This window comes from Bradyrhizobium sp. ORS 375 (assembly GCF_000239775.1).
Taxonomy (GTDB): Bacteria; Pseudomonadota; Alphaproteobacteria; order Rhizobiales; family Xanthobacteraceae; genus Bradyrhizobium.
The window spans coordinates 1-19,454 of sequence record NZ_CAFI01000087.1; the positions used below are offsets into that span (position 1 = coordinate 1).

A 19,454-nucleotide genomic window follows, 5' to 3' on the forward strand; every position below is an offset into this window, starting at 1 on the left:
TGGGCAGGTCGAATCCGTACAGCAGCCACAGCTTGGAGGCCTGGTCGATGACCAGGGTGGCGAAGCCGGCGATGAGACCGAGGCGGAGGCGGGGGGTCATTGCAAGCTGGTGAGTTGACGACCAAGCCGGCCACAAACACGGCTGTCGTCCCTGCGAACGCCGGGACCCATACCGCGGACGGCCCGTTGGTGAAAAGGACTCGGAGTCATCAGTCTTTGCTCACCAAGACGGCCGGTGGTTATGGGTCCCGGCGTTCGCCGGGACGACAGTTGTGGGTGGTGCGGGCAGGCGGGCAACATCACGCGGGATGCTGTCACTACACGCTGGGGCCGAGACGTCCTGGCACCCTCCGCCGTCGTCCCGGCGAACGCCGGGACCCATACCGCGTGATGCGTGTTGGCGGAAACGGTCCGGGTCATCGTCCTTCGTCACCACCAAGGCCGGTGGCTATGGGTCCCGGCGTCCGCCGGGACGACATTCTTGAGTGTGGCGCGATCGCGCATCACACGCCGACTCCCAGCGCCTTCCATTCGCGCAGCGCCTGGGCGTCGCGCGGGGAGACGTCGGGATAGTCCTTGTCCTCGCCGACGCTCTCCAGGATTTTCCAGGAGCGGGCGCACTTCTTGCCGACGGCTTTCTCGACCACCACCGCCACACCTGGCACCGCATCGAGCCGGAAGGCCTCCGCCGGCGCCTCGCCCTCGCGGACCTCGTAGTTCGAGGTGATGCAGATCTCGGCGAGATCGGCGTCAAACAGGGTGCCGAGCAGGGCGCGATCGGCGACGTAGATGATCGGCGACGCCTCGAGCGAGGAGCCGATGGTCTTGGCGGCGCGCGCGAGCTCCAGCGCGCCGGTGACGACGCGGCGGACGTTGCGGATGGTCTCCCATTTCGCGGCGAGCGCATCGTCGCGATAGCCATCCATCGCGTCGGGGAACAACGTCAGATGCACCGACGGCTCGGCGTCGGGGCGATACATCCGCCACGCCTCGTCCGTGGTGAAGGACAGCACCGGCGCCAGCCATTTCAGGATGGCGTCGCAGATCAGGTCGATCGCGGTCAGCGCCGCCTTGCGCGCCACCGATGACGGCGGGTCGCAATACAGCGTGTCCTTGCGGATGTCGAAATAGAACGCCGAGAGCTCGGTGTTCATGAACGCCGCAAGCGAGGCGATCACCGTCTTGTAGTCGAACGCGGCATAGGCGCGGCGGATCACCTCGGCCTGCTGCGACAACTGATGCAGCATCAGCCGCTCCAGCTCCGGCATGTCGGCAAACGCGACCGCCTCGCTGCGCTTGTAGTGGTGCAAGGTGCCGAGCATCCAGCGGATGCTGTTGCGCAGCTTGCGGTAGGTCTCGATGGTGTTCTTCAGGATTTCCGGGCCGATGCGCTGGTCGTCGGCATAGTCGGTGGCGCAGACCCACAGGCGCAGGATGTCGGCGCCGGAATCCTTGATGACTTTCTGCGGCTCGACGGTGTTGCCGAGCGACTTCGACATCTTGCGGCCGTTCTCGTCCAGCGTGAAGCCGTGCGTCAGCACGACGTCATACGGCGCGCGCCCGCGCGTGCCGCAGCTCTCCAGCAGCGAGGAATGGAACCAGCCGCGATGCTGATCCGAGCCTTCCAGATACATCACCGTATCCTGGCCGCCATCGACCTTGCGCTTGATGCCGGCGAGGCCGGGGAAGTGCACGGGGTCTTCCAGCACGAAGGCGTGGGTCGAGCCGGAATCGAACCAGACGTCGCAGATGTCGTCGACCTTCTTCCAGTCCTCGTTGGCGCGGGAGCCGAGGAAGCGCTCGCGGGCGCCGTCGGCGTACCAGGCGTCGGCGCCTTCCTTCTCGAAAGCGTCGGCGATGCGGTTGTTGACCGCCTCGTCCTGCAGGATCTCGGCGGAGCCGTCGCCCTTTTCGCGCACGAACACGGCGATCGGCACGCCCCAGGCGCGCTGGCGCGAGATCACCCAGTCCGGGCGGTTGGCGATCATGCCGTTGATGCGGTTCTGGCCGGCGGCCGGCACCCATTGCGTCACCGAGATCGCAGCAAGTGCACGCTTTCGGATAGTATCCCAGCGTTCGCTTGGAGGATGACTTGCATCAAGTGAGTCGAAATGACTTCTTGAGCGGCCGGCGCTCGCGTTCCAGGCCTTATCATGTGCGCCACCGCGAATGTCCTTGTCCATCGCGATGAACCATTGCGGCGTGTTGCGGAAAATCACCGGCTTCTTCGAGCGCCACGAATGCGGGTACTGATGCTTCAGACGGCCGCGCGCGAGCAGCATGCCGGCGTCGATCAGCGCCTTGATGACTGCCTCGTTGGCGTCGCCCTTCTCGCCTTTGTCGTTGATCACCCGCTTGCCGGTGAAGCCCGGCGCGTGGTCGGTCAGCGCGCCGTTCTCGTCGACGGTGTAGGGGATCGTGGTCGCGATGCCGCGGCTCTCCAGCTCGCGGCCGTTTGCCATCCAGACGTCGAAATCCTCGCGGCCGTGGCCGGGCGCCGTGTGCACGAAGCCGGTCCCGGTGTCGTCGGTGACGTGCTCGCCGGGCAAGAGCGGGACATAAAAGTCATATGCATCACCCTTTAGCGGATGAAAGCAGTGCATGAACTTAAGAATGTCCGAAGGAACGTCGGTAACGCGTTCGAACCCTTCAACCTTTGCCTGCTTCAACACGTCCGAGGCGAGCTTGTCCGCTAGAATATAGGTCTCTCCGACTTTCGCCCAATTTCCTTCCGGAGCGGACGTGACCCGATAGAGCCCATACTCAATCTTTGGAGAGAATGAGATCGCCCGGTTTCCAGGCAGTGTCCACGGAGTGGTCGTCCAGATTACAACATAGGACTTTAGCAGCAGGTCGATCCACTCCCACTGTCCGCCCGAGGCTGTTGCGACCGGGAACTTCACCCACACCGTGTCGGACTGATAGTCCTCGTACTCGACCTCGGCCTCGGCGAGCGCGGTCTTCTCGACCACGCTCCACATCACGGGCTTGGAGCCGCGATACAGCGTGCCGTTGGCGGCGAACTTCATCAGCTCGCGCGCGATCTGCGCTTCCGCCGGATAGGTCATGGTGGCGTAGGGATGGTCCCAGTCGCCGATCACGCCGAGACGCTTGAACTCCTCGCGCTGCACGTTGAGCCAATGCTCGGCATAGGCGCGGCACTCGCGGCGGAACGCGACCATGGCGGCGCTATCGCGGAAGTCGGGCTTGGTCTTGCCCTTCTTGCGGTAGTTCTCCTCCTCGATCTTCCACTCGATCGGCAGGCCGTGGCAGTCCCAGCCCGGCACGTAGTTGGAATCGTGGCCGAGCATCTGCTGGCTCTTGGTCACGACGTCCTTGAGGATCTTGTTGAGCGCGTGCCCGATATGGATGTTGCCGTTGGCGTAGGGCGGGCCGTCATGCAGGACGAATTTCGGCCTGTGCTTGGCGGTCTCGCGCAGCTTGCCGTAGAGGTCGATGTCGTTCCAGTACTTCAGCAGCTCCGGCTCGCGCTGCGGCAGGCCGGCGCGCATCGGGAATTCCGTCTGCGGCAGGTAGAGGGTCTTGGAGTAATCGTTGGCGTCGGCTTTTGCGGCGTCGGATTTTTGCGGCTTGTCGGACATCGTGATCTTGATGAGCTCAAAGAGGGGCGCGGAGGCGCGATGTTAGGATCGCGGGCGGCGGAACGAGCAGAGACATCCCGGTCTTGCGCCGAGCTCGAAAAGCTCAGGCGGAAGCCGGGCCGCTAATGCCGATGGTGCGCCGTATCAACATGGGGCCTCGTCATAGCAGCCGGACCGCGGAATCGCAAAGCGATCCTGCGCTTGCGGCGTCATTCCGGGGCGATGCGCCAGCATCGAACCCGGAATCTCGAGATTCCGGGTTCAGCCCTGCGGGCTGCCCCGGAATGACGGCAGCCGTGGAGGGTCAGCCAATCTCGCCGAGCCGGGGGAAGAGGCCGGCATTCGCCGCCAGCACGGCGCGCGCCTTGGCGCTGTCGTCGTCCATCTGCCGGATCAGGGCGTCGATCGAGGTGAATTTGGCCTCCTCGCGGATGAAGCCGATGAAGGCGACGTCCAGGACCTCGCCGTAGAGGCTGTCCTTGAAATCGAACAGGAAGCTTTCCAGCAGCGGCGCGCCGTTGTCGAAGGTCGGGCGGCGGCCGAAATTGGCGACGCCGTCGATCAGCACCCGGTTGGCACCGCGGCCGCGGCCGACCCGGACGGCATAGATGCCGTGGCGCAGCCCGCAATCGCGGTCGAGCCGCATGTTGGCGGTGGGGTAGCCGAGGTCGCGGCCGCGCTTCTCGCCGTGGATCACCTCCGAGGAGACAAACCAGGGGCCGCCGAGCATCGCGGTCGCCTCGGCGACCTGGCCTTCGGCCAGCGCCTCGCGGATCGCAGTCGACGACACCGGCCGCTCGTCGATGTCGACATGCGGCTGGACCTCGACCGTGATGCCGAGCTTGGGTGCCTCGCTGGCGAGCAGGCTGGGCGAGCCGACCCGTCCCTTGCCGAAATGGAAATCGTAGCCGACAGAAATCCCCGCCACGCCGAGCCGGCCGATGAGCTCGTGGTGAATGAAGTCCTGCGCCGAGGTCTGGGCCCGGCCCTTGTCGAAGGTCATGACCACGGCCCCGGCGAGCCCGGTTCCGGCCAGCAGCCGCAGCTTGGCGGCCTCGTCGGTCAGGCGAAATTGCGGGGTGTTCGGGCTGAAAAATCGCCGCGGATGCGGCTCGAAGGTCAGCGCCAGAGCCGGGCGGCCCTTGGCCCTGCCCATCTCGACGGCTGCCTCGATCACGGCCCGGTGACCAAGATGGACGCCGTCGAAATTTCCCATCGCCACCACCGCCCCCTTGAGAATGTCCTGTGGCGGGGTGGCATCGCGGATGATCTGGAATGCGGACATGTGACGGAAATATCTCGCGGATTTCGGGGGCCGCCAGCGGGCGGACGTTGCCGTCGACCGTGGGCGGCCGGCCTGCCGAAGTCAAGCCGAAGGGGTTCCCTGGCGCATGCAGCGCAGCATTAGCGACATGCAGCCGCAGCGCAGTTAACGCGCTGTTTAACGGCTGATGCTACTCCTGAGCCCGGATGGCGGGGGTCGTTGAAAGACCTGAGCCGAAAGAGCGTTTGGTAACAGTCTGCGCGTTGCGTACGCGTTGGGGGAGTCAAGATGGCGGTTGATTTGACGATGCCGGTGCTCGTCGTCGACGATTACAGCACCATGATCCGTATCATCCGGAATCTTCTGAAGCAGATCGGATTCGAGGACATCGACGACGCGAGCGACGGCTCGATGGCGCTGAACAAGATGCGCGCCAAGAAGTACGGCCTCGTGATCTCGGACTGGAACATGGAGCCGATGACCGGCTACGACCTGCTCCGCGAGGTCCGCGCCGATCCGAACCTGGCGACCACGCCGTTCATCATGATCACCGCGGAATCCAAGACCGAGAACGTGATCGCGGCCAAGAAGGCCGGCGTGAACAACTACATCGTCAAGCCGTTCAACGCTGCGACCCTGAAGACCAAGATCGACGCGGTGTTCCCGGACATGGCGACGGCCTGAAGCCGGCTTGATCCACATTGAATTGAAAGACGCCCGGCACTTGGCCGGGCGTTTTTCGTTTCAGGCTCAGGTCACCATTTCAGCTCGCGCATCAGGGCGCGGGGCGGGTGGCCGAACAGCTCCTTGACCGAGGCCGGATCGAGCTGGTCGATGCCGGCGAACTCCTCGGAATGAATGCCGCGGGTGACGAACAGGCAGTCGATGCCGAAGCCGTGCGCGCCGGCGAGATCAGTGCGGACGGAATCGCCGATCGCCAGCACCTCCTCGCGCGCGACCTTCCGGCCGGCATGCTGCTCGGCGAGCTGCATCGCCCGTTCGTAGATCGGCCGGTGCGGCTTGCCGTAGAAGATCACCTCGCCGCCGAGCTCGCGGTACAGCTCGGCGATGGCGCCGGCGCAGTAGATCAGCCGGTCGCCGCGTTCGACGACGATGTCCGGATTGGCGCAGATCAGCGGCATCTTGCGCTCGCGGGCGCGCAGCAGCATCGGCCGGTAATCCTCGGCGGTCTCGGTCTCGTCGTCATAGAGGCCGGTGCAGATGATGTAGTCGGCCTGTTCGAGCGGCGACAACGCCAGGTCGAGGCCGCGATGGATCGAGTTGTCGCGCTCCGGGCCGAGCCAGAACACCTTGCCGCCGGGATGGTCGGAGACGTATTGGCGCGTCAGGTCGCCCGAGGAGACGATGGCGCTGTAGACCTCGTCGGCGACGCCGAGCTTGCGCAGCTGGCGCTGCACCGAATCGGCCGGCCGCGGCGCATTGGTGATCAGGATGACCGTGCCGCCCTCGCGCTTGAAGCGGTGCAGCGCGTCGCAGGCCTCGGGGAAGGATTCCAGGCCGTTATGGACCACGCCCCAGATGTCGCTCAGCAGCACCCGCTTGCGGCCGACCAGATCGCGCAGCCGCTCCTCGAAGTGAAGCGCGGTCATGGCAGGCGACGCGACTTAGATGGTCCCGGCGATGCGACGGGCCAGAGCGGCGTTGCCGCTGCGCGTTGCTGCGTTGGCATTCGACGCGTCGAGAGTGGGAGTGCCGGCGGCATTGGGGTCCTGGATCTTGATGTCCTGCCCGCCCGAAGGGCCGGCAGCGGCTTCGCCGGTAGCAGATGCGCCCTCGGGTCGCAATGGGCGGGGCGGCGCGAACAGGAAGCCCTGGCCGAAACGAACGTCGTAGTCGAGCAGGTCGACGACGCTGTTCTCGCCCTCGATCCGCTCCGCGATCAGGTCGATGCCGAAACGCCCGAGCAGGTCGGACAGATCAGTCGGGTGGATGTCGGAGACCGAGCTCTGCTTGGGGTCGAGCAGCAGCGCGGCGGGAACCTTGATGAAGCGGACGCCACGGTCGGCCAGCTCGCGCGGCTCGAAGCGGAGGTCGGTGACATGGTCGATCGAGAAGCGGTAGCCGCGCTGCGCCAGCGCCGCGAGGTGCTCGGTTTCGGTCGGTCCGAGGTTGCGCAAAGTCGACTGCTTGAACTCGAGCACGAAGGACGGCGCCAGCGCGCGGTTGGCTTCGAGGAAGTCGAGGCACTGGGCGAAGCTCGCGGGGCTGCTGAGGGTTGCCGAGGAGAGGTTGCAGAAGATCCCGACATCCTTGTTGCGGACCATCAGGCGGCGCAGCACCTGGACGCAGCGAAGCAGCACCATGTGGTCGATGCGCCCGACCAGGCCGGCGGCCTCGGCGATGCCGATGAAATCCTCCGCGGCGACGATCTGGTCGCGATCGTCACGCAGCCGCGTCACGGCCTCGTAGAAGCGCACCTTGCGCTGGGGCAGCGTCACCAGCGGCTGCAGATAGATGTCGAGGCGGTTGTCCTCGATCGCGCCTTTCACGGCGGCAAGGATCTGCGGCTGGCTGCGCGGCACTGACGGAGTGGCAGGCGCTGATGGTGTCACCGAGGGCGCCGCCGGTGTCGAGGCCGCGGCGGTCATGGGCTGAGCGGCCGGCGGACGCACCACGGGGGCGATGGCCGGAGCCGCGCCGAACGTGGCGGTCGCTTCCTTGGGCTTGACATCGAAGCTGGGCGACGGCGCAGCCTTCGGATCGGGGTAGACGGCGGATGCCACGGGAGCTGCAGGCACAGGGCTGGCCTCGCGCGCAGCGGCCGGGGCATCCGCAATGACGGGCGCCGCCTGCTGCGGGATGGCGGCGATCAGGTCCTCGTGCTGGGCGACGGTGACGGCGAGCTGCTTCATCAGTCCGCCGAGCTCGTTGATCTCGCCGACCACGCCCTGCAGCCGGTCGGCGCTGACCGAGCTCGACGATACCATGCGCCCCTCGATCGCCGACAGCCGGCGACCGAACTCGGCGACCTGGCGGGCAAGATCCGCAGTGCCGCGCGACAGATCGGCGATCTGGCTGCCGACGTCGGAGCGGTCGCGCAGCCGCATCGAGACCGCGTTGTAGAGGATGAGGAAGGTCAGCGCAGCCAGCGATACGATGGCCGATTCGGATCCACTGATCCCGGCCATCGAATACAGGATCAGGCCGAGCGACGCCGCGACCAGAACCATACAGATGGCAATGAAAATCGTGGAGATACGAATCATGCTGCGCGACGCTCCCAACCGAACACAACCTTAGCACTTCTGCTGATTCGCGAGGATAGTCGGCAGGATTCAAATACCGGACAGCGTGGATGATTTCCGCGCTGCGTGTCATTTACGCAAGTTTTCGTGTGGAGGTGGAGTTTAATCGTAGTGTCCGCCTCCCGTAGAACAACGGAGGCTGCGCGCAGGAAAATGCGCGACACATTTCGACACGATGGGCGCGCGGCGGATGTGGCGCCGAAAAACTGATCAGCTCAAATAGGTCGTGGAATGCTGTGGTGGCGACACGCGAGATGCCGCCGTCATGCCGGCGTCACAGCTCGCGGTGTCACGCGTTACGATGACGCCGGCGCAAGGCGGCCACGCCGAGCAGCAGCGCCGCCACGGCAACGCCGACGGGCACGTTGATTCGTCCCGGCGTGCGGACGTGAGTCGCCGACGCCGATGGCGCCAGCGGAATCGTATCCGGATCGATCTCGTCGCTGTCCGGTTGCTGCGCCACTGGCGCGGCGATCGCCACCCGCAGGCGGCTCGACAGCGATGGATAATGCGGTGTCGGGCTGCGCAGCTTGACCGCTGCGACGACCGCGCAGATCACCGCGAGCGCCACCATCAGACCGCCGACCACCGCAAAGGCGGGGAACAGCCCGTATTTCATTTCCACCCAGCGGAACAACGCGGTCAGTCCGACGATGCAGGCCGCGATCAGGAAGATGCCGGCCGCAGCGAACAGCCCGGCGGCCACGGCGTACGACGTCACCGTGCCCGTCGCCTGCCGCGCGCGGTCGCGCATGTAGGACTGGGTGGCGCGCTTGACACGGTTGAGCCTCTGTTCGAGCCCCAATCGCAACAGCTCTCCCGGCGGTGCAAGCATGCGCGTTCTCCGATCGTTCATTCGCCGCGTAAACCGCCGGCTCGCGACATGAACGTGGAGGAATTGCGAAGGTTCCGGCGGGAAGGCGTCGTTGGCGAAAGCGATCCGCCTCGACGGCCGTCGTTCCGGGGCAAGGCCGCAGGCCTTGAACCCGGAATCTCGGTGTTCTCTTGCGCGTTGCTAACAAGCTCGAGATACCGGTTTCAGTCGTCATGCGCAGCTGCTTCGCTGCTGCGCATGACGACTGCCCCGGAATGACGTTCCTTGCATGCGCGACAAAAAAGGAAATGGCGGCCGCGAGGGCCGCCATTTGGTGAAAGCTCGATGGCCGCGCGGCTTACGCCACGGCCTTGATCACCTTGCCGACCTTCTCGACGATCTCGCCGATCTGGTCCTCGTTGATGATGAGCGGCGGGGTCAGGGCCAGGGTGTCGCCGGCGATGCGCAGCATCATGTCGGTGTTGTGGAAGGCCTGCTCCATCGCGCTGTAGCCGCGCTTGCCGACGGCGTCGGGCAGCGGGGCGAGGTCGATGCCGGCTGTGAGACCGACGGTGCGGATGTCGAGGACGTTGGGCAGGCCCTTCAACGACATCACGGCGTCGGCCCATTTCGGCTCGATCGCCTTGGCGTGCTCGAACAGCTTCTCGTCGCGGTAGATGTCGAGCGTGGCGAGGCCGGCGGCGCAGGCGATCGGGTGCGCCGAGTAGGTGTAGCCATGGGTGAACTCGACCATGTGCTCCGGGCCGCTCATGAAGGCGTCGTGGATGGTGTCGCGCACCAGCACGCCGCCCATCGGTGCGGCGCCATTGGTGACGCCCTTGGCGAAGGTCAGGAGGTCCGGCGTCACGCCGTAGCGCTCGGCGGCGAAGGCATGGCCGAGACGGCCGAAGCCGGTGATGACCTCGTCGAAGATCAAGAGGATGCCATGCTTCTGGGTGATCTCGCGCAGCCGCTTGAGATAGCCCTTCGGCGCCGGAATCACGCCGGTGGAGCCGGCCATCGGCTCGACGATCACGGCGGCGATGGTGTTGGCGCCGTGCAGCGCGACCAGGTTCTCCAGCTCCTCGGCGAAATGCGCGCCGTACTCCGGCTCGCCCTTGGTGAAGGCCTGCTTCTCGCGGTCATAGGTCGCGGGGATGTGGTCGACGCCGGTCAGCAGGGTGCCGAACATCTTGCGGTTGTTGACGATGCCGCCGACCGAGGTGCCGCCGAAGCCGACGCCGTGATAGCCGCGGACGCGGCCGATCAGGCGGGTGCGGCTGCCCTGGCCGTTGATCTGGTGATAGGCAAGCGCCATCTTCAGCGCGGTGTCCGCGGCCTCCGAGCCGGAGTTGCAGAAGAACACGTGGTCGAGGCCGGCGGGCGCGAGATCGGCGATGCGGTTCGCCAGCTCGAACGCTTGGGGAATGCCGAACTGGAACGGCGGCGCGTAGTCCAGCGCGGCGGCCTGCTGGCCGATGGCTTCCGCGATCTGGCTACGGCCGTGACCGGCGTTGCAGCACCACATGCCGGCGGCGGCGTCGATGATCTTGCGGCCGTCGACGGTGATGTAGTGCATGTCCTTCGCGCCGGCGAGCATGCGCGGGTTCTTCTTGAAGGCGCGGTTCGCGGTGAACGGCATCCAATGCGCGGCAAGATCATTCGGGACGGTGACGGCGGGGCGGGGGCTCTTGTCCAGCATGGGGACCTCTTCGGACGTTCAAGGCAGATTGTGCGACGGCGACAGCATGACCCGGAAAGGTGGCAGACCGATTGCCAGACACTGACCGAAACGGATCGTGCGTGAGGGGCCTGAATGCGCGCGCCGACGTGGTCAGCCGATGATCCGGGCCGGCGCCAAGCTATCAGTTTCGCGGGCCGACGGAAATGTCAAAGGTCCGGCGTTGGCGCTGCCCTGGTGAGCGAATTCTGCACAGCGGCAGCAGTTTGTGCCGTTTATTGGAAGTCCGCTGCGTCATTTCGTGGCAGCGCCTTCGCCGCGTTAAGTCAGACCAGATCGCGCGCGGTGATCCAGAACACCTCGCCCTCGGAGTCCTCGGTATCGAGCCACAGCAGCGGCAGGTCGGGATAGGCCGCCTCGATCTGCGGGCGGTCGCGGCCGACCTCGCACAGCAGCCCGCCTTCGGCGGTCAAGTGGTCGCGGGCCTCGGCGAGGATGCGGTGGATGATGTCGAGGCCGTCGGCGCCGCCGTCGAAGGCGAGCCGCGGCTCGGCGCGGCATTCCCGGGGCAGCCCGGCCATGCCCTCGGCATCGACATAGGGCGGATTGGTGATGATCAGGTCGTAGCGGCGCTGGCTCAGCGGCGCGAACAGGTCGCCGCGATGCAGCGAAATGCGCTCGCCGACGTCGTACTCGGCGACGTTCTTCGCTGCGACCGCGAGCGCGTCCTTGGAGATGTCGACCGCGTCGATGACGGCATTGGGGAAGTGGCGGCTGGCGAGGATCGCGAGGCACCCGGAGCCGGTGCAGAGGTCGAGCACGCTGTCGACCGCCAGGGGATCGTCGATCAGCGACGTGCCGTCGGCCTCGGCGCCGCCGAAATGGGTCTCCAGAAGCTCGCCGATGAAGGAGCGCGGCACGATGACGCGCTCGTCGACATAGAACGGCAGGCCGCGCATGTAGACCTTGTTGACGAGATAGGCGGCCGGCTTGCGCGTGGTGATCCGCGCCGTGATCAGGTCAATGATTGTCTTGCCCTCGGCGGCTGTGACCCGCGCGGTGACGAAACTCTCGAACTGATCGGGGCGCAGATGCAACGCCTCGCCGATGAGGAAGGCGGCCTCCGAGACCGGATCGGTGGTGCCGTGCGCGAACACCAGATCGGCGTTCTGGAAGCAGCTCACCGCATAGCGCAGGTAATCGAGCAGCGTCACGAGCTCGCCGGCATTGACCTTCGGCAGCTTCGGAGCCGCCGTCTTGCGCGGCGCTGCCGCCTTCGTCGTCTTTGCCATCACTTCGTCCAGCGCGCCGCGGCGGCATCGTCGTGGCTCTTGGCCTCGACCCAGCTGCCGCCGTCTTCGGTTTCCTCGCGCTTCCAGAACGGCGCGTTGGTTTTGAGATAGTCCATCAGGAACTCGGCCGCCTCGAATGCCGCCTGGCGGTGGCTCGACGCTGTCACCACCAGCACGATGTTCTCGCCGGGCGTGATGCGGCCGAAGCGGTGGATCACGGTCAGGCCCTGCAGCGGCCAGCGCGCCATCGCCTGCTCGGCATGGCGCATGATCTCGGCCTCGGCCATCCCCGGATAATGCTCCAGCGTCAGCGCCGAGATCGGCGTCTCATGGTCGTTGCCGCGGCACAGGCCGGAGAAGCTGACGATCGCGCCGATGTCGGTGCGTCCCTTGCCGAGCGCCGCGATCTCGGCGGCGGTGTCGAAATCCTCGTGCTGCACGCGGACGGTGACGATCGCGGTCATGGCGGTTTTCTTCTGGCCGTTGTCTTCTGGCGCGCCTCAGCCGCCGGTCATCGGCGGGAAGAACGCGATCTCGCGGGCGCCTGATATCGCCGTGTCCGGCTGCACGTGGGTCTGGTCGATCGCGGTGCGGATCACCTTCGGCTTCTCGAACGCATAGGCGTAGCCTTCGCCCTGCGCGGTCAGCCAGGCGATCAGCTCGCTCACGGTGCGGACATCGGCCGGTGGCTCGATGGTCTCCTCGGCCTTGCCGATGCGCTCGCGCACCCAGGCGAAATACTTCACCTTCATCGCGAGTCTTCCTCGATGAGGTGGTGGATGCCGGCGCGGAAATAATCGTAGCCGGTGTAGATCGTGAAGATCGCCGAGGCCCACAGCAGCACGATGCCGATCATGGTCACCACCGGAACCACCTGGTCGCCGGCCTCACCGGCGAGCAGGAAGCCGATCGCGATCAGCTGCATCGTGGTCTTCCACTTCGCGACCTTGGTGACGGGCACGCTGACGCGGAGCGCGGCGAGATATTCGCGCAGGCCCGAGACCAGGATCTCGCGGCACAGGATCACGATCGCGGCCCACAGGGTCCAGCCATGGATGCTGTTGTCGGCGGCGAGCATCAGCAGGCACGAGGCGACCAGCAGCTTGTCGGCGATCGGGTCGAGCATCCGGCCGAACGCCGATTGCTGGTTCCAGATGCGGGCGTAATAGCCGTCGAGGTAATCGGTCACGCCGGCGGCGATGAACACGGCGACCGCGACCCAGCGCAGCCATAGCGGATAGTCCATGATCGACTGCGCGTAGATGCAACCCACCACGACCGGTATCGCGGCGATGCGCGTATAGGTCAGGATGTTCGGCAGGGACGTCGACGTCTTGCTGGGCACGCGTGTGGTCGCAATATTCATCCGGTGTACCAATACTGCCGCCGTCCGAACGTCAACCTCCGAGCCGGGCAGCCTGGGCAGGATGACGCAGATATGACGCGAATCGCAACGAACTCTTGCTGAGATAGGAACTCTCCCGCCCGGGACAAAGAGAGCGGTAACGCTTCCTTAAGCAACGGCACGCCGCGGCGCCAGTCTTCTGATCGGCCCCGCGCGATGAGAGGCCGATCGACGATATTGCGATGCAATGACAGGAGCGCGACGCGCGGCCGCCTCAGATCGCCTCGGCCTGATGGACCGCGCACCAGTGCGCCTGCCGCTCCGCGAACACGCGGTCGCGGACATAGGTCAGCGCCTCATCGTCGAAGGTCTCGAGCACTTCCAGGCTGAACGCGCCCTCGCCATGGGCGGCCCAGGCGGCCTGCAGCCCGCCGCGCCGGTGGCCACCCTGGCGCAGAGTGAACCACAGACGGTTCTGGATCTTCTCGAGATCCGGCGCGCAGCCGATCCAGCGCGCGCCGGTGGCGGCACAGGTCACGGCGAAAATGCCGGCGGGAGTCTTGCGCTCCTTGTAGGCGGCCACAGCCGCCTTGCGCTGGTCGGGGGTCATGATGGGGCTCCGGATTTTGATCCGGGTGTATATCGGATAAATTTGCCCGGGTAAAATAATTTCTGCGTCCGCATCGGGAGAAGCCGGCACCGGCCCATCCACGTCATTCCGGGCTCGCGCTGCGCGCGCCCCGGAATGACGATGGAAAAAGACGGGCTCAAGCTGCCGCGTAAACAGGTGCGGCCGGTCCGCTCAACTCGCGTTGCTGTGGAAGTACTCGAAAATCTTCCGTGCGCTCTCCGCGCTCACCCCCGGCACCTTGCCGAGATCGGCGATCGAGGCGCGCTCGATTTCCTTCAGGGTGCCGAAGTGATGCAGCAGCGCGCGCTTGCGCGACGGGCCGATGCCGGGGATCTCCTGCAGGCCGGCCTCGCGGATGTCCTTCTTGCGCAGCTTGCGGTGCGAGCCGATGACGAAGCGATGCGCCTCGTCGCGCAGGCGCTGGATGAAATACAGCACGGGATCGCGTGGCTCGAGCTTGATCGCCTCGCGCTCCGGGATGAACAGCGTCTCGCGGCCGGCGTCGCGATCCGGGCCCTTGGCGACCGACATCAGCGCGACGTTGCTGACGCCGAGCTCGGTGAAGATCTCGCGGACAGCGTTGAGCTGGCCGCGCCCGCCGTCGATGATGACGAGATCAGGCCATTGCGGCACGTCGTCCTCCTTGGCCGCGCGCGCGAGGTCCTTCTCAGACGGCGCGACCAGCCGCTTGAAGCGGCGCTGCAGCACCTCCTTCATCATCGCGTAGTCGTCGCCGGGCGTCAGCCCCTCCGACTTGATATTGAACTTGCGGTACTGGTTCTTCATGAAGCCGTCGGGACCGGCGACGATCATCGCGCCGACCGCGTTGGTGCCCTGGATGTGGCTGTTGTCGTAGACCTCGATGCGCTTCGGGATCTGCGGCAGTGCTAGCGTCGCGGTCATTGCCTCCAACAGGCGGCTCTGCGTCGCGGTATCCGCGAGCTTGCGGCCGAGCGCCTCGCGCGCATTGGTCAGCGCATGCGTGACGAGGTCCTTCTTCTCGCCGCGCTTCGGGCAGGACACCTCGACCTTGTGGCCGGCCTTCACGCACAGCGCCTCGGCGAGCAGCTCGGCCTCCTCGATCTCATGCGACAGCAGGATCAGTTTCGGCGGCGGCTTGTCGTCGTAGAATTGCGAGATGAAGGCGGACAGCACCTCCTCTGGTGTGAACGTCTTCTCGGCGCGCGGGAAATAGGCGCGGTTGCCCCAGTTCTGGCCGGTGCGGAAGAAGAACACCTCGACGCAGGAGAAGCCGCCCTCCTGATGGATGGCGAACACGTCGGCTTCCTCGACCGTGCGCGGGTTGATGCCCTGCTGCGAGGAGATCGCCGACAGCGCGGCGAGACGGTCGCGATACACGGCGGCGGTCTCGAATTCGAGCTCGGTGGAGGCCTTCTCCATCTCGCTTGCGAGCAGCGCCTTCACCGCCTGGCTGCGGCCGGACAGGAAGTCGGTCGCCTCGCGCACCAGCTCGGTATAGCCGGGGAAGTCGATCTCCTGGGTGCAAGGGCCGGCGCAGCGCCGGATCTGGTGCAGCAGGCAGGGGCGGGTGCGGCTCTCGAAGAACGAATCGGTGCAGGAGCGGATCAGGAAGGCGCGCTGCAGCGCCGTGATGGTGCGGTTGACCGCGCCGGCCGAGGCGAACGGTCCGAAATAGCGCCCTGGACGCGACTGCGCGCCGCGGTGCTTGAGGATCTGCGGCGCCCAATGGTCGCCGGTGATGAGGATGTAGGGGAACGACTTGTCGTCGCGCAGCTGCACGTTGAAGCGCGGCTTGAGCTGCTTGATCAGGTTCGCCTCGAGCAGCAGCGCCTCGGTCTCCGTCGTCGTCGAGACGATCTCGACGGTCACGGTGGCCGCGATCATGCGCAGGATGCGCGCCGGCAGCGGCGCGTTGGCGCGCGCGTAGGACGACAGCCGCTTTTTGACGTTCTTGGCCTTGCCGACATAGAGCACGTCGTGGGCGGCGTTGAGCATGCGGTAGACGCCGGGCGAGGTCGGCGCCAGCCGCACCGCGTTCTCGATCGCGGCATGGCCGATCGCGAGTGGGCCCTCGCCGACCGGCTCCGCGTCCTCCGTCAGCTCCGGCAGGCGGCCGTCATCGTCCTCGTCGGCCGCGGCGGCCGGATCGAGATCCGGCGTGTCGGTGGCCTCGGGCGGCAGATCGGCTGCGGCGCCACGCCGGTTCGCGGGCGTCGGCGCCTGGGGTGGATCGGAGCTGTGGGTGGTCATGTCCTGCAAATTAAGCGCTGCGGCGCCGTCCCGCCAGCATGTGCTGACGCCATGCACAGGGCAGGGCAGACCAGGAAGGCGGTAACGCTTCGTTAAGCACGTTAATGGCCCGCTAACCGGGCTTAACAACGGCTTAACCTAAAACTCTCGATAAATGCTCACGAAAAGAGACGGAGTTCCGTAACCATGCCGGCCCGCGCCGTGATCGCGCGGCGCTTGCTCAGGAATGGTGACGGCGAGTGGCGTGGAGTGAGCGATGAACAGGTTCTTGGTCGGTGCTGCCGCTGCGGCGGGCTTGGGCGCTGTGGCTGTCGGATCGGTGTCGGCGCAGGCGGCCGACCTCGGCTATGGGCGCCGCGCGCCCTATACGGTGAACCAGCCTCTCAATGCCTATAGCTGGGCCGGCCCCTATCTTGGCGGCACGCTGGGCTATGAATGGGGCACGGTGGGCAACAGCCTGACCAAGCCGTCCGGACTCGTTGGCGGCCTGACGGCGGGCTACAACTGGCAGAACGGCAGCCCCTGGGTGTTCGGCATCGAGGGCGACATCAATCTGAGCGGCGCCAATGACACCTTCGCGCCGTGGAAGTTCTCCAATCCCTGGTTCGGCACGCTGCGCGGCCGCGCCGGCTATGCCTTCAACAACATCCTGTTCTACGGCACCGGCGGTCTCGCGCTGGGCGGTCTGCGGGCGGAGACCTTCGGCGTTTCGGAATCGCATACCGCGGTGGGCTGGACGCTCGGTGTCGGCACCGAGTTCGGGCTGGCGCAGAACTGGTCCGCCAAGATCGAGTATCTGTATGTCGATCTCGACAGCAATAATTTCGTGATCACGGGGGCGAAGAACGACTATCGGTCTGGATTGATCCGCGCAGGCATCAACTTCCATTTCTGATGGCATGACGGGATAGGAAGAAGAAACGTCAAACGACAACCTCCCGGCCGCTCGCGCGGCCGGGATTTTTTTGTCCCTCGAATAGCGAACATCAGGACGCGCGTCCGGGTACGCAGCCCTTACGCACAGATCGAACGATCGCTCTGCACGTCGACCGGCCGCGTTGCCGGCAGCTCTCGACTGATGAATCGACGTCGATGCCCGCTGCAACAACTCGCGCGGCGCGAGCGTGTCGAGCGGGCCGTGGCTACGACGACAGGACCAGGTTCACCGCTTTCGGGCCTTTGCCCTTCTTGTCCGGCTCAACCTCGAAGCTGATACGCTGTCCCTCGGTCAGATCCTTCAGACCGGCGCGCTCGACCGCCGTGATGTGCACGAACACGTCGCGACCACCGTCGTCCGGCTTGATGAAGCCGTAGCCGCGCTCACCGTTGAAGAACTTGACTGTCCCAGTCATGGCCATCGGGAAACTCCTCCCCCGCAATGCTTCCTCCACTGCGCGCCCTGCGCAGCGTCCGACCGGACATCACTTTGATCGGAAAGCGTTGGCCACCTTAACGTCCAGCGCTCGCCGCGCCGGATCGCCGGATCTTGTTAGGCCTTGATCACCCCGCCGCAACCATTCGCGGAAGCGGAACGTAAAGCCAGTCTTACAGTCAGACACAATAATACGGTTCCGCGCCAATTGACTACGGCTTTTCGACGAACTTCCGCTTCAAGCTTTGGGGATGTCCAGGCGAAAGCGCGCAGGGCCGCCCTGGCCGAGCGGTCTGACCAGTTCCTGCAGGATGAGCTTCAGCTCATCATGCAATGTCCAGGGCGGATTGACGATCAGCAGTCCGGTCGAGGTCAGCGCCTCGCCTTCGATCTGCGGCGCGACGCTGAACTCCACGCGCAGCACCTTGCCCGGCGGCTTCGCCGCAGCTGCGAGATGCGCGACCTGATCAGCGAGTTGCTCGGTCGCGCGACGGCTCTTCGCCGGATACCAGAGCACGTAGATACCGGTCGTCCACTTCGCGAACGCTGCGGCAAAGCGGTCGGCGAGACGCTCGAACTCATCCTTGGCCTCGAAGGCCGGATCGATCAGCACGACGCCGCGGCGCTCGTTCGGCGGCACGAAGGCGGGCAGGGCGACCCAGCCGTCGAGATCGACGACGCGCGCCTGTGCGTCGCGGCGCAACACATCGATCAGCTGCTTGCGCGGCACTGGGGCCAGCTCGCACAAGGTCATGCGGTCCTGCGGCCGCAGCAGCGCGCGCGCAATCAGCGGCGAGCCCGGATAGGCGACGAGCTCCGTCTTGGGATTGAAGGACCGGACGATGTCCAGATATGGCTGCAGCAGTGCATAGGCCTCGTCGGACAGACGCGCCTGCAGCAGCCGCGCGATGCCGGTGAGGAATTCGCCGCTGCGCGTGGCCTCGTCGCCGGTGAGATCATAGAGGCCGGCGCCGGCGTGGGTGTCGATGACCCGGAAGGCCGCCGGCTTTTCCTGGAGATAGACCAGGATGCGGGTCAGCACGATGTGCTTGATGACGTCGGCAAAGCCGCCGGCGTGGAAGGCGTGTCGGTAGTTCATGCTGCACGAGTTACGCCCTTCCGCGCCGAAAGGGTACCCCGTCATTCGCCTGCGCGCCCGCTGGTTGCGACCGCGCAGCCTGACTCGCTGCAGAGCTAGCCGCCGCGCACCGGCGGCATGTTGACCTCGTCGCGGCGGCAGGCCTGGCGGTCGACCTCGTCGCAGTTGCGGAATTCGAGGTCCTTGGAGAGGCAGATCCGCACCTCGCTGAGCCGCGTGCGGTTGCAGGTGACCGCGATGGCCGAATTGGTCAGCTTGGGATTGGCCTTGATGAAGGCGTCCTCGATCGCGGCCGGCGCGACCGTCTTGGCCTGCGACAGATCCAGAAACTCCGGCGGGATCTTGATCGCGGCGCGCGCCTTGCGGATGGCCTCGAAATAGGCCTTGGCGGACAGGCCGGAGCAGGTGCCGTGCTTGTCCCACTCGTTGTAGATCAAGCCGGGCGCCGGCATCAGGTCGAGCATCGAGGTCATGATGTTGCGCGGCAGTCGCGGCGAGGGCTGCTCGCAATATTCGGGATAGCCGGTCTCGTATTGCGGCCACAGCCCGTGCACGACGAAGGAGTAGGGCCGTCCGCTGCATTGCTGCGACCGGCTGCCGCGGCCGCCACGCTCCTCGGCCTCGGCGCAGAACGAGGGCGACCACGACAGCGACAGCACGTAGAAGTCGAACGCGCCCGGCGCGTTCTGCCGGCGGTCTTGGGCCTCGGCTGGGGCGCCGGCCAGGGCACCGAGCAGCAAGGCCAAACAAACGGCGGTTCTAGCAAGCAGGACGGCAGGTCGGCGCAGGCAATCAAACATGGCAAACTCCCCGGACGGTGCCGGGAACTTAGCAGGCCATGGGAACATTTCAAGAA

Annotated in this window: 17 protein-coding genes and 1 pseudogene; 2 read left to right on the forward strand and 16 right to left on the reverse strand. The window is 65.8% G+C overall.

Annotated elements, in window-relative coordinates:
* The 3 genes and pseudogenes from BRAO375_RS38510 to BRAO375_RS07620 form a co-directional block, all read right to left on the reverse strand.
* A pseudogene (locus BRAO375_RS38510) lies at positions 1-100 on the reverse strand (signal peptidase II); the annotation flags it as partial.
* A gap of 403 nt (positions 101-503) precedes the next feature.
* Positions 504-3,602 carry an isoleucine--tRNA ligase gene (gene ileS, locus BRAO375_RS07615; RefSeq protein WP_009026885.1) on the reverse strand — a complete coding sequence of 1,033 codons (3,099 nt, stop codon included), beginning with the start codon at positions 3,600-3,602 and terminating at the stop codon, positions 504-506.
* Between the two features lie 304 nt (positions 3,603-3,906).
* On the reverse strand, positions 3,907-4,887 hold the full coding sequence (locus tag BRAO375_RS07620; protein WP_009026886.1) for a bifunctional riboflavin kinase/FAD synthetase: 981 nt from the start codon (positions 4,885-4,887) through the stop codon (positions 3,907-3,909).
* Between the two features lie 267 nt (positions 4,888-5,154).
* Here BRAO375_RS07620 and BRAO375_RS07625 point away from each other — a divergent pair, with 267 nt between their 5' ends.
* Positions 5,155-5,550 carry a response regulator gene (locus tag BRAO375_RS07625; protein ID WP_006613531.1) on the forward strand — a complete coding sequence of 132 codons (396 nt, stop codon included), beginning with the start codon at positions 5,155-5,157 and terminating at the stop codon, positions 5,548-5,550.
* A gap of 71 nt (positions 5,551-5,621) precedes the next feature.
* On the opposite strand, the gene BRAO375_RS07630 is transcribed toward BRAO375_RS07625, so the two are convergent.
* The 10 genes from BRAO375_RS07630 to uvrC all read right to left on the reverse strand — a co-directional run bounded on the left by BRAO375_RS07630 (position 5,622) and on the right by uvrC (position 16,127).
* On the reverse strand, positions 5,622-6,476 hold the full coding sequence (locus BRAO375_RS07630) for a TIGR01459 family HAD-type hydrolase (protein WP_009026887.1): 855 nt from the start codon (positions 6,474-6,476) through the stop codon (positions 5,622-5,624).
* A 15-nt stretch (positions 6,477-6,491) separates the two neighbouring features.
* Positions 6,492-8,093 carry an EAL domain-containing protein gene (locus BRAO375_RS07635; protein ID WP_009026888.1) on the reverse strand — a complete coding sequence of 534 codons (1,602 nt, stop codon included), beginning with the start codon at positions 8,091-8,093 and terminating at the stop codon, positions 6,492-6,494.
* Positions 8,094-8,421: 328 nt separating this feature from the next.
* A complete protein-coding gene (locus tag BRAO375_RS07640) occupies positions 8,422-8,967 on the reverse strand; it encodes a phage holin family protein (protein WP_035639479.1) in 546 nt (181 codons plus the stop codon).
* Positions 8,968-9,304: 337 nt separating this feature from the next.
* The gene (gene aptA, locus BRAO375_RS07645) at positions 9,305-10,648 is read right to left on the reverse strand and encodes an omega-aminotransferase AptA (RefSeq protein WP_009026890.1); all 1,344 of its coding nucleotides are present in this window, start codon (positions 10,646-10,648) and stop codon (positions 9,305-9,307) included.
* A gap of 305 nt (positions 10,649-10,953) precedes the next feature.
* Positions 10,954-11,919 (reverse strand): 50S ribosomal protein L3 N(5)-glutamine methyltransferase, encoded by a 966-nt coding sequence (gene prmB / locus BRAO375_RS07650; RefSeq protein WP_009026891.1) that lies wholly within the window; start codon positions 11,917-11,919, stop codon positions 10,954-10,956.
* Complete coding sequence (locus BRAO375_RS07655; RefSeq protein ID WP_009026892.1) at positions 11,919-12,383, reverse strand: molybdenum cofactor biosynthesis protein MoaE; 465 nt, start codon at positions 12,381-12,383, stop codon at positions 11,919-11,921. Before BRAO375_RS07655 ends, prmB begins: the two co-directional genes overlap by 1 nt.
* Positions 12,384-12,419: 36 nt before the next feature.
* Positions 12,420-12,671, reverse strand: coding sequence for a molybdopterin converting factor subunit 1 (moaD, locus tag BRAO375_RS07660; RefSeq protein ID WP_009026893.1), 252 nt, complete (start codon positions 12,669-12,671; stop codon positions 12,420-12,422).
* On the reverse strand, positions 12,668-13,285 hold the full coding sequence (gene pgsA, locus BRAO375_RS07665) for a CDP-diacylglycerol--glycerol-3-phosphate 3-phosphatidyltransferase (RefSeq protein WP_035639482.1): 618 nt from the start codon (positions 13,283-13,285) through the stop codon (positions 12,668-12,670). The genes moaD and pgsA overlap by 4 nt, the downstream gene beginning before the upstream one ends.
* A gap of 253 nt (positions 13,286-13,538) precedes the next feature.
* Entirely contained in the window at positions 13,539-13,874 is a 336-nt protein-coding gene (locus BRAO375_RS07670) for a GIY-YIG nuclease family protein (RefSeq protein WP_009026895.1), read from the reverse strand.
* Between the two features lie 192 nt (positions 13,875-14,066).
* Complete coding sequence (uvrC, locus tag BRAO375_RS07675) at positions 14,067-16,127, reverse strand: excinuclease ABC subunit UvrC (protein WP_009026896.1); 2,061 nt, start codon at positions 16,125-16,127, stop codon at positions 14,067-14,069.
* Positions 16,128-16,383: 256 nt separating this feature from the next.
* Here uvrC and BRAO375_RS07680 point away from each other — a divergent pair, with 256 nt between their 5' ends.
* Positions 16,384-17,022, forward strand: a complete 639-nt coding sequence (locus BRAO375_RS07680) for an outer membrane protein (protein ID WP_009026897.1) — start codon at positions 16,384-16,386, stop codon at positions 17,020-17,022.
* 247 nt (positions 17,023-17,269) lie between these two features.
* On the opposite strand, the gene BRAO375_RS07685 is transcribed toward BRAO375_RS07680, so the two are convergent.
* The 3 genes from BRAO375_RS07685 to BRAO375_RS07695 all read right to left on the reverse strand — a co-directional run bounded on the left by BRAO375_RS07685 (position 17,270) and on the right by BRAO375_RS07695 (position 19,398).
* On the reverse strand, positions 17,270-17,485 hold the full coding sequence (locus BRAO375_RS07685; protein WP_006612991.1) for a cold-shock protein: 216 nt from the start codon (positions 17,483-17,485) through the stop codon (positions 17,270-17,272).
* A 252-nt stretch (positions 17,486-17,737) separates the two neighbouring features.
* Positions 17,738-18,598 carry a 23S rRNA (adenine(2030)-N(6))-methyltransferase RlmJ gene (locus BRAO375_RS07690; RefSeq protein WP_009026898.1) on the reverse strand — a complete coding sequence of 287 codons (861 nt, stop codon included), beginning with the start codon at positions 18,596-18,598 and terminating at the stop codon, positions 17,738-17,740.
* Between the two features lie 95 nt (positions 18,599-18,693).
* On the reverse strand, positions 18,694-19,398 hold the full coding sequence (locus BRAO375_RS07695) for a ribonuclease T2 family protein (RefSeq protein WP_009026899.1): 705 nt from the start codon (positions 19,396-19,398) through the stop codon (positions 18,694-18,696).
* Positions 19,399-19,454: the final 56 nt, after the last annotated feature.